The sequence below is a fragment of the Kitasatospora sp. NPDC057223 genome, assembly GCF_042669755.1.
Lineage (GTDB): Bacteria > Actinomycetota > Actinomycetes > Streptomycetales > Streptomycetaceae > Kitasatospora.
Genome location: NZ_JBHUWW010000106.1, coordinates 21870 through 32032, shown reverse-complemented (window position 1 = coordinate 32032; position 10163 = coordinate 21870). Strand labels below are relative to the sequence as shown.

Here is a 10163-nt window from a genome sequence, read left to right as displayed (position 1 = left end):
CCGGCCGCGACGGCACCACCGGCCCCTGGATCGACAACACCCCCGTCACCGACAACCCCGTCGCCGACTGGACCACCTACGCCGAACGCCTCCAGAACGCCGGCATCACCTGGCGCGTCTACCACAACCCCAGCAAGGACGACCGCACCGGCGACTACGACGACAACGCCCTCTCCTACTTCAAACAGTTCCACACCTTCCCCACCACCGACCCCCGCTACATCAACGCCATGACCAAGTTCGACCCCACCGCCTTCGACACCCACTGCAAGGACGGCACCCTGCCCACCGTCAACTGGCTCGTCGCCCCCTACCTCTTCTCCGAACACCCCAACGCCGGCCCCGCCTACGGCGCCCACTGGGTCAACACCGCCCTCCAGTCCCTCATGTCCAACCCCGAAGTCTGGAAACACACCGTCTTCCTCGTCATGTACGACGAGAACGACGGCTACTTCGACCACATGATCCCCCCCACCCCCGAACCCGGCACCCCCGAAGAATTCACCCAGGGCCGCGCCATCGGCCTCGGCAACCGCGTCCCCCTCTGGGTCGCCTCCCCCTGGTCCCGCGGCGGCTACGTCAACTCCCAGGTCTTCGACCACACCTCCGTCCTGCGCTTCCTCGAAACCGTCACCGGCGTCACCGAACCCAACATCTCCACCTGGCGCCGCCAGATCTGCGGCGACCTCACCAGCTGCTTCGACTTCACCAACCCCGACTACTCCATACCCCAACTCCCCGACACCACCACCCTCATGGCCAAGGCCGACGCCGCCACCAAACTCCCCACCGTCACCCTCCCCCCCACCGGCACCCAGGCCATGCCCACCACCGAGCGCGGCGACCGTCCGCACCGGCCGCTGCCCTACCAGCCCTGGGCGGACGTCGAGGTGGACCGCCGGACGGGTCTGGTGACCTGCACGATGACCAACGACGGCTCGGTGGCCTTCCCCTACACCGTCTACCCGAACATCGTCCTGCCGTTCGCGGGCACGCCGTTCACCGTCGCCCCGGGAGCCACCCGCAGCTACCTCTGGGACGCCGCCCGGACCAACGGACGCTACGACTTCACCGTGCACGGCCCGGACGGCTTCGTCCGCCGCTTCGCCGGCACCGTCGTCCGCGACGGCCGGGAGGGGCACAACGACGTCGGCGTGCCCATCGTCACCGCCGACCTGAGCAACTCGTCCAGGCTGACCCTGCAGCTGGTCAACGACGGCATGACGGACATCAGCTTCACGGCCGCCCCGAACGACTTCGACGGCGCCACCCGGACGGTCTGGGTGAAGCCCGGCAAGCAGGTCGACCTGCCCTGGCCGCTGGACCGCCAGGGCCGCTACGACGTCGTCGTGACGGCCGGCACCGGCACCCGCTTCGCGCAGCGCTACGCCGGCTGGGTGCACTGACGCCGCACCCGCCGTGCGGTGCCCGGCCCGCCCCTCAGGGGCGCGGGCCGGGCACCGCCGCGCGGGCGAACTCCCGGGCCGCGGCCAGCTCCTGCGCCGCCGCCGTCTGCTCGAACGCCAGGAAGCCGAACGCGTCCTCGCCGACCGGGAGCCGCAGCGGGACGGCTTCGGCGGCCACCGCGCGCAGCACCTGGGCGGCGAAGTCCTCCGGCCGGTTGAGCTCACCGTTGTGCTCCATCCCCCGCAGCTGCACCATCATCGGATCCACCGCGTCCGCGTACGCCGGGATGCGGGTGGCCGCCTCGACCAGCGAAGTCCCGTAGCGGGTCGAGAAGCCGCCGGGCTCCAGCACCGTCACCCGGATCCCGAACGGCCGGGCCTCGGCCGCGAGGGCCTGGCTCATCCCCTCCAGCGCGTACTTGCCCGCGGTGTACGCGGCCAGGCCGGGAAAGGCCATCCGGCCGGCGAGCGAGGAGACGTTGACGATGTGGCCGCCGCCCTGCGCCCGCATCAGCGGCAGCACCTGCCGGGCGAGCCGCCAGGGGCCCACCACGAGCACCTCCAGCTGCTCGCGCAGCTCCTCGTCGGTCACCTCCTCGACGGCCCCGAACAGCCCGTTCCCCGCGTTGTTCACCAGGACGTCCACCCCGCCCAGCCGCTCGACCGCGAGATCGACCGCGGCCCGGCACTGCCCGGCGTCCCGGACGTCGACGACCGCCTCCGTCACCCGCCCCGGGTGCGCCGCGGCCAGTGCGGCCAGCGCGCCGGGGCGTCTCGTCGTCGCCACCACCTCGTCCCCCGCGCCCGCCACCGCCGTGGCCAGCGCGAGACCGAGCCCCGACGAACACCCCGTGATCAACCAGCGCCGTGTCATCGCGTCCCCCCGGTTCGACTGTGCCCGGCGACCAACCATAGGAACAACGGGCCCGCCGGGCAGGGGAGCGGACGGGGGCGCGCGAGGTGCTTCCGGCGCACCGGACGGCGCTGTCCGGAAACCGGGCCGACGGCGCCCCGTCAGTCGCCGCGGGCCGGGAGTGCGGGGTCGCCGATGACCTGCTCCAGCAGCAGGCGGTAGCGCTCGGGGACGGCCGTGACGGTGTGCTGGTCGAAGAGTCCGCGGTTGAAGCAGAACGAGGCGAGCATCCCGTCGGCGTCCCGCCAGATGTCCAGCAGCAGATCGAACTTGGCCTGGGCGAAACCCGCGTCGACCGGCTCCAGGATCACCCCCTCGGGGGCGCCGGAGTCGGCAGCGGTCACCTCGTTCTGGCTCTGCATGACGAAGACGGTCTGGAAGAGCGGTGTCCTGTTGCGCTCCCGGGCGATGCCGAGGGCGGGCATCAGCCGCTCCAGCGGGACGTCCTGGTGGCCGAGCGCGCCCATGACGGCGGAGCGGACCCGGCGCAGCACCGTGCGGAAGTCCGGGTCGCCGGAGAGGTCGGCGCGGACCACCGCCGTCTTGCTGAAGCAGCCGAGCGCCGACTCGTGTCCGACCAGGTTGCGGCCGGCCACCGGCGTGCCGATCGCGAAGTCGTGCTGGCCCGACCAGCGCGCGAGCAGGACCTGGTAGGCGGCGAGCAGCACCATGAAGGGGGTGCAGCGCTGCTCGCGGGCGAACCGCTCGACGGCGGCGGTGAGCGCGGTGTCCAGCCGGAGGATGCCGAACTCGGCCTCGGCGCCCGGGCGGTCGGGCCTGGGCCGGTCGGTCGGCAGCACCAGCGGCGGGACGCCGGCCAGTTTGGTCCGCCAGTACTCGAAGTCGGCCTCCCCGGAGGGCCCGTCCAGGCGGGCCGCCTCGGCGGCCGCGTGCTCGCCGAACTGGGCACCGGGTGCAGGAAGTTCGGATGCCGCACCGGCCAGCTCGGCCCGGTAGTGGACGAGCAGTTCCTCCCACATCAGCCGGGCGGACCAGCCGTCGGAGATGATGTGGTGCATGACGAGGGTGAAGATCTGGTCGTCCGGACCGATCCGGTAGACGGTGGGCCGCAGCGGCGGCCCTGCGGCCAGGTCGAACGGCGCGTTGGCGCGCCGGGCGGTCACTTCGGTGATCAGCTCGCCGGTCACCGGGGCGCCGCCGGCCTCGGCGGCGAGGTCGACGGTCTCGACGGGCACGGCGGCCGGTTCGCCGACCAGTTGGAGCGGCCGGTCGCCGACCACGTCGAAGCTGGTCCGCAGCACTTCGTGCCGGGCGGTGAGCCGGGCGAGCGCCGCGCCGAGTGCGGGGACGGAGAGCGGGCCGCGCCAGCGGTGGGCCAGGTACATGTTGTAGCCGGCGTCCCTGGGCCGGAGCTTCTGGAGGAACCACAGCCGGCGCTGGTCGGCGGTCAGCGGGTAGCTGTGCACGCTGCCGGGCACGGTCGGAGCCGCGCCGCCGTGGCCGCCGCTCATGCGGGGCCCTCGGCGGTGGCGGCAGACCGGCCGGGCTCGGTGTGCCCGGTGACGGGGTGTTCGATGACGCCGTGCTCGGTGGCGAGGTGGTCGGCGAGGGCTTCGAGGCTGGGCGGGAAGCCGACCGGTCCCGCGAGGTCGAAGAACACCTCGTACCGGCTCTCCACCGCGTCCAGCAACCTCAGTTGGGCGAGCGAGCCGACGCCCAGCACGACGAACGGGGTGCCGGCGGCGGCCAGCAGTTCGGCGGCGGTCAGCTCTCCGTCGGTGGCCTCGGCGGCCAGCCGGGCGAGGGTGGCGCGCAGCCGGCCGGTGGGGGTGGGGGCACCGGCGGGGGTGCTCCGGGCCGGGGTGTCGTCGTGCATCGGCTGCTCACTTCGGGGCTCGGGTGCCTGGGGCGGCGAGGGGCGGGACGTGGGGCGGCGGCCCGCACGGGGCCGGGGTGCCTGCTGGGGGTCAGGCCGGGGCGGTGAGCAGGTCGCGGACGGCGCGCTTGAGCGGTTTGCCGCCCTCGTTGCGCGGCAGGGCGTCGATCGTGACGATCCGGGTCGGGATCTCGTGCGCGGCGAGGCGCTCCGTGAGGAAGGCCCGCAGGGCGGCCGGGTCGAAGGCCGCTTCGCCGGTGGTCACGACGGCCGCGCCGACGCTCATGCCGAGCACCGGGTGCGGGAGGCCGACCACGGCGATCGCGGCGACTGCGGGGTGTTCCAGGGCGGCGGCCTCGACCTGGAGCGTGGAGACCTTGTGGGCACCGGACTTGATGACGTCCGACTCGCGGTCCACCAGGTGCAGGTAGCCGTCCTCGTCCAGGTAGCCCACGTCGCCCATCCGGATCCAGCCGGTGCGGAAGACGGCGGCGCTCGCCTCGGCGTCCCGGTAGTAGGAGCGCTGGTGGGCGGCCGAGCGCAGGTGGACGTCGCCGGGCTCGCCCGGCGGCAGCGGGTGTCCGTCCGGGCCGGAGACCATCACCGAGCCCTGCGCGGCCCGGCCGAGCGCGGTGGGGCGCTGGGGGTCGTAGATCATCGCGGTCTGCGCGGGTGCCGCCTCGGTGGACGTGTAGTAGTTGACCACGGTGGCGTTCGGGAAGGCCCCGGTGAGTGCGGTGGCCACGCTGGGCGGCAGCGCCGCGGCGGTGGAGCCGAGCAGGCGGACCGAGGAGAGGTCGAAGCGGGTGTGCACCTCGGCGTGCAGCAGTTCGGCGGCCATCGCCGGGACGACGAACACGCTGCCCACGGCGCGCTGTTCGATCAGCCGGGCGAAGCGGCCCGGGGTGAAGTGGGTGGCGACCAGCGCTCCGGCGTGCGCGTCGAGCGCGTTGACCAGCATCGTCTGCCCGGCGTTGGTGCCGACCGCGAAGGAGTGCAGGAACTCCTCGGAGTGCGCGAGCGGCCGGTGCCGGGCGGTGGGCCGGGTGCCGTGGGTGATGTTCCCGTGGGCTGCCAGAACGCCCTTGGGGCGGCCGGTGGTTCCGGAGGTGTACAGCACCTGGGCCAGGTCGGCGGCGGTGACCTGCGGCAGTTCGCCCGGGTCCCCGGCCGTTTCGGCCGCGAGTTCGTCGGCGCCGGCCGTCCACCAGGGCCCGCCGGGTGCGTCGGTGTCGTCCCCGGTGATCAGGCCGGCCGCACCGCAGTGGGTCAGGATGTGGCGCAGGGCCTCGGCGGGCTGCCGGTCGGACACCGGTACGGCGACCGCTCCGGCCATCGCCACCGCGCAGTAGCCGATCGCGAACCGGGGCCAGTCGCGGAGCCCGAACCGCAGGCCGACCCGGTCGCCGCGCCCTACGCCGCGCCGGAGCAGGACGGTGGCCAGCGCGGTGGACCGGGCCTGCCAGTCGGCGAAGGTCAGGCTCTGCCCGGCGTCGGTGCTGATCGCGACCCGGTCGGGCTGGGCCTGCGACCTGATCTCCAGCAGCCCGTGTACGGTCCGCTCGGCCGGGCGCGCGATGCTCTGTCCGGGTACGCCGGATCTGGCTCTGTGCATGGAACTCGACACTCTCCCCGTGACGTCCGGGCCGGCCCGCCTGCCCCTGGAGGAGGAAGTGGTCCAGACCAGGTGAGAGATTGGCATAGACCAAGTGGGCGGTCAAGGATCTGCCGCAGATCGCCTCACACCCGGCCGGGCGGAGCGCCCACCGGCACGTCACCGTCGTACGCGGCCACCACCAACCGCTCCGTCTCCCGGAGGAAGCCGGCCATGCCGGACACCGGCAGGTACCCGGTGTCCGCCGTGATCCGGATCGACAACGCCCCCGGGGCGTCGGCGAAGTGCAGGCAGAAGCGGCAGCCCAGCTGCTCCAGCGGCGACAGCTCCAGCACCGTCGAGGCGTCCAGCAGCGCGGCCGGGTGGACACCCTGCGGCGGACGCACCCCGCCGCGCTCCTGGCGGGCGCCGCGCAGGTCGTTGACACAGCAGTACGGGTGCACCCGCTCGCCCCGCCGGGCGCTCTCCACGGCCACCACGCGGTCCCGGTCCCGCTCGTCGTACGAGCCGAACCGGTACCCGGCCATGGCCGCCCGCCCGGTGGCCGCCACCGCCTGCTCGAAACCCGTGACGCCCTCGAACGGCAGGACCACCAGCGCCTCCAGCGACATCGTGGAGACGATCTCGCGGGCCGTCGGCGCGATCCGGTTGCCGGCGATCGCGAGCACCGCGCAGGTGTCGTGCCCCGTCCGGGCGCGCAGCACCGACCCGGTGGCGGCGAGCAGCACCGTCGACGTACTGACGGCCAGCCGCGCGGCCACCGCGGGCAGTGCCACCGCCAGCGCCGGGGAGACCAACTCCATTCGCTGGTAGCGCGGTTCGGCCGGGGTGAAGCGCTCCTCGGTGAACATCGAGACCGGGATCCGCCGGTACGAACGGGCCCAGTGGTCGGCTGCGGCATCGGCGAACCTGCGGCCCTCCGCGGACTCCTGGTGGAACGCCAGCTCCGAGGGGCGCGCAGCCGGCGGAAGGCTCCGTGCCCGCCCGGCCAGTGCGGCCCGCAGGTCCCGCAGCAGGAACCCGGTGCCCTCGTAGTCGGCCGCCAGGTGGCAGAACCCCAGCACCACTTCGGACGGGACGCCGCCGCTGGTCAGCACCGCGATCCGGACGGGCCACTCCTGCTCGTAGTCGAAGCCCCGGGCGGCGAAGCGGGCGGCGATCCGGGAGGCCGCCAGGCGGTCGTCCGCCGCGACCTCCACGACGTCCACCTCGATCACCCCGGCGGCGCTCACCACCTGGTGCGGCTCGCTGCAGGCCGGCGACAGCCTGGTCCGCAGCGACTCGTGCCGCTCGACCACGAATCGGACGGCCGCCAGGACCTGCTCCAGCGGGTACGGCTTCGGGAGGGGCAGGGTCCGGCAGAAGTTGAAGTACCGGTCCCCCGGCCTGGTGCGCTCGATCGCCGACCAGATGGCCCGCTGGCCCCAGGTCAGCGGTGCGGTGCCGGACCACTCCGCGCTGAACTCCACCGGGATCCGCCCGGTTCTCCCGTCAGCCGTCGGCTGCGCCATGACCTGTTCTCCTCACTCCGGCCGCAGCGGCCGGACGACTCGCCTGCGCTGTGCTCCGGCCCGGGGCCCGGGCCTGCTCTGACCCCACGGACCGCTCGGACTGCTCGGACCGATCGGGCCGATCGGGTTGTGGGGCGCCGGACGGCAGGACGCCGCGCGAGCGCAGCAGGCCGTCCGCGCCCAGGCCGACGAGCCGGCCCGCCTGGCCGGCCAGCAGCACGCTGCCGCCCGCCGGCCCGAGTTCGCGCCACGGGTCCTCCGGGGCAGGCAGCCGGTGCAGCAGGACGCCGCGGTCGTCCACCGCGTAGAGCCGGCCGTTGAGCGCGGTCAGGGCCAGCAGCCGGCCCGGGGGCTCCAGGCGGGCCCAGCTGCGGGCCGACCCGTCGGCCGGGCGGCCCTGCGGAGCGCAGTGCAGCGCGCCGTCCCCGTCCAGCGCGAACAGCCTGCCGTCGCAGGCCGCGAGCGCCCTGGTGCCCGGCGGGCAGCGGCCTGCCACCGTCCAGTCGGCCTTCTCGGGCCGGGCGGAGCGGATCAGCAGCCGGCCCGCCCGGTCCGCCCCGTACAGGGCGAACGGCCCGCCGGCCACGGCCTCGCGCGGGGCGGCCAGCGCGACGACGCCGTCGGCCGCCCCGATCCGGCGCAGCGGCACGTTCTGCGGGCCGGCGGGTCTGACCCCGAGCGTGCCGTCCGCCAGCGCGGCGAAGAGCCAGGAGCCGGCGCCGGCCAGCGCGACCGCGCCGGGTGCGGCGCCGAGTGCCGTCCAGCGGTCGGGCCGGGCCCTGGCGGAGAGCCGCGCCAGTACGTTCGCGGTGATCCGGGCCACCACCGGATCGTCCAGCGCCGCGCCCCAGTTGACGGTGCCGGCGTTGAACACCGTCCCGGCGCCGGCGTCGAAGACGCCCATCACGGCCCAGCCGCCCTGCCCGTGGGCGTCCCAGTGCCGCAGGTCGGCGGTGGCCAGCACGGTGAACGAGGGCGGTGTGCCGTCGCGGCCGGTGGCGACCGGCACCCCGTCGCCGAAGTCGAGTTCGGCGGCGTCGGTCTCGTAGCCGAGCGCTCCGAGGGCGAAGCGGTCGCCGTCGGCGAGGCCGGTGCCCTCGAAGACCCAGTGCCCGGCGAACGCCGCGGTGTAGGCCTCGCGGTACATCTCGGGCATGCCGGGGCCCCAACAACCGGCGCCGTGACGGAAGCTGAGCCCCGTGAGGGTGTTCTCGGGCCGGTTCACGGGCGCGCTCGACCACTCGACGGTGGCCAGCTCCGGCGCGGTGGCGGCGACCGGGTCGGCGGCGGCGTCCCGGTAGCAGACCATGGTGCGGCCGCCGTCCTCCAGGCGCATCTGCCACCAGGCGGTGTTCGCCCCGAAGACGGCGAGGTTGCCGCCGGCGCGGACGAAGCCCTCCACCCGGTCGCGCATCTCCCGGCTCCAGTACTCGTCGTGCCCGTTCACCACGAGCAGCCGGTACGGGAGGAGGGCCTGCGGATCGAGGTGCAGATCCAGGTTGGAGCAGTAGTCGACGTCCGGGCCGTGCGCGCGCAGCCAGCGCATCAGCCCGTCCTCCCAGCGTTCGGGGGGCGGGCCGCCGCCGGGGCGGTCGAAGCCGGCGCGCGCCGCGCGGTGCGGGTCCTCGGTCCAGTACAGGCCCTCGCCGGGTACGCCGGCCCGGTTGTACGCCTGCCAGGTGGCGAACGGGACGGAGAGCAGCACGGGCGAGCGCGGCGCCGCCCCGGCGGGGCGCACCACGAACCAGACCTCGCCGCCCTCCCCGTCACCGGGGGTGAAGACCGCGCGGTAGAGCGAGCTGCGCCAGTCGCGCCCGATCGCCAGCTCCCAGCTGCCGCTGTCCACTTCGGCCCGGTGCACCTGGCGGCCGTCCACGGCGTCCTCGACGCTCACCCGGCCCGGCCCGTGCCCGGTCACGGTGAAGCGCAGGGTGCCGCCCTGGATGCAGGAGGTCGCCGCCGCATAGGCCGCCAGGGACATGTGGAGCCATCCTTCCCCGGGGGCGCAGCCGTGGGCGTGGCTGCGGGCGTGGCTGCGGGCGCAGCCGTGGGCGTGGGCGTGGTTGTGGGCGCGGGCGTGGTTGTGGGGCACAGCCGTGGCCGACGGGGCGTCAGCCGTCCGCCGGGCGGCCCGGACCGGCCGTGCCGTGGTCCGGACCTGGAGGGAGATTGGCATAGACCATTAGGCACGTCAAGGCTCGTCCGACCCCGCCGCCGGCCCGCCCCGCACCTCCGCACCGGGCCGCCGCCCCCGGCCGGAGCAACCGTGCGAGCACCGGGCGACGGTACCGGCGGGCCCGGCCGCACGGCCGGCCGGGCGGCCAACTCCACTGCCGGGCAAGCCGGATGGCCGCTACTGTCGGAGCATGCAGCTGCCGCTCTCCGCTTCCCTCCGCCAGGTGCTCGACGAAGCCCGCCGGGAGGCCCAGGGCCGTGGCCACCGGCAGGCCGACACCGGCCGTCTGCTCCTCGGACTGCTCCACGAGCCGGACGGCGCCACCGCCCTCGCCCTGGCGCGGGCCGGCGCCACCGGCCCTGCGCTCCGCGCGGCGCTGGAGGCGCGCTGGGCCGCCGGCGCCGCCGAACGTGACCGCCGGCCGTTCCCCGTCCCGGCCGGGGAGTCCCCGCCGCTGGAGGTCGACGGCGACGAGGCCCTGCTCCGCGCGGACGCGTCGGCGCGCGCCGCCGGGCGGGACGCGGTCGAGGCAGCCGACCTGCTGCTCGCCCTGTTCGAGGGCCGGGGCCCGGGCCGGGAGGCCCTGCACACCCTCGATCTCACCACGCACCGCGCCCGGGAGAGCGTGGCGCGCCACCTCGCCGGGTAAGCGGCCGCTCCCGTCCGCGAGCACCCGTGGGAGGCTGTGGAGTGATCACGACGGGG

General features: G+C 74.9%; 8 protein-coding genes. 2 read left to right on the top strand and 6 right to left on the bottom strand.

Annotation, left to right across the window (positions count from 1 at the left end; all coding sequences use genetic code 11):
- On the top strand, nucleotides 1-1406 hold a 1406-nt coding region (locus ACFUK0_RS29575), incomplete at its 5' end, for an alkaline phosphatase family protein (RefSeq protein ID WP_380255518.1).
- A 34-nt stretch (nucleotides 1407-1440) separates the two neighbouring features.
- Here ACFUK0_RS29575 and ACFUK0_RS29570 read toward each other — a convergent pair.
- The 6 genes from ACFUK0_RS29570 to ACFUK0_RS29545 all read right to left on the bottom strand — a co-directional run bounded on the left by ACFUK0_RS29570 (nucleotide 1441) and on the right by ACFUK0_RS29545 (nucleotide 9263).
- On the bottom strand, nucleotides 1441-2280 hold the full coding sequence (locus tag ACFUK0_RS29570) for an SDR family oxidoreductase (RefSeq protein ID WP_380255517.1): 840 nt from the start codon (nucleotides 2278-2280) through the stop codon (nucleotides 1441-1443).
- Between the two features lie 140 nt (nucleotides 2281-2420).
- Nucleotides 2421-3791, bottom strand: coding sequence for a condensation domain-containing protein (locus ACFUK0_RS29565; RefSeq protein ID WP_380255516.1), 1371 nt, complete (start codon nucleotides 3789-3791; stop codon nucleotides 2421-2423).
- Nucleotides 3788-4156, bottom strand: a complete 369-nt coding sequence (locus tag ACFUK0_RS29560; protein WP_380255515.1) for a hypothetical protein — start codon at nucleotides 4154-4156, stop codon at nucleotides 3788-3790. Before ACFUK0_RS29560 ends, ACFUK0_RS29565 begins: the two co-directional genes overlap by 4 nt.
- Before the next feature lie 91 nt (nucleotides 4157-4247).
- Entirely contained in the window at nucleotides 4248-5771 is a 1524-nt protein-coding gene (locus ACFUK0_RS29555; protein ID WP_380255514.1) for an AMP-binding protein, read from the bottom strand.
- A gap of 125 nt (nucleotides 5772-5896) precedes the next feature.
- Nucleotides 5897-7282 carry a condensation domain-containing protein gene (locus ACFUK0_RS29550; protein ID WP_380255513.1) on the bottom strand — a complete coding sequence of 462 codons (1386 nt, stop codon included), beginning with the start codon at nucleotides 7280-7282 and terminating at the stop codon, nucleotides 5897-5899.
- Nucleotides 7263-9263, bottom strand: coding sequence for a N,N-dimethylformamidase beta subunit family domain-containing protein (locus tag ACFUK0_RS29545; protein ID WP_380255512.1), 2001 nt, complete (start codon nucleotides 9261-9263; stop codon nucleotides 7263-7265). Before ACFUK0_RS29545 ends, ACFUK0_RS29550 begins: the two co-directional genes overlap by 20 nt.
- A gap of 385 nt (nucleotides 9264-9648) precedes the next feature.
- Between ACFUK0_RS29545 and ACFUK0_RS29540 the strand changes: the two genes are divergently transcribed.
- Nucleotides 9649-10107, top strand: a complete 459-nt coding sequence (locus ACFUK0_RS29540) for a Clp protease N-terminal domain-containing protein (protein WP_380255511.1) — start codon at nucleotides 9649-9651, stop codon at nucleotides 10105-10107.
- Nucleotides 10108-10163 lie beyond the last annotated feature (56 nt).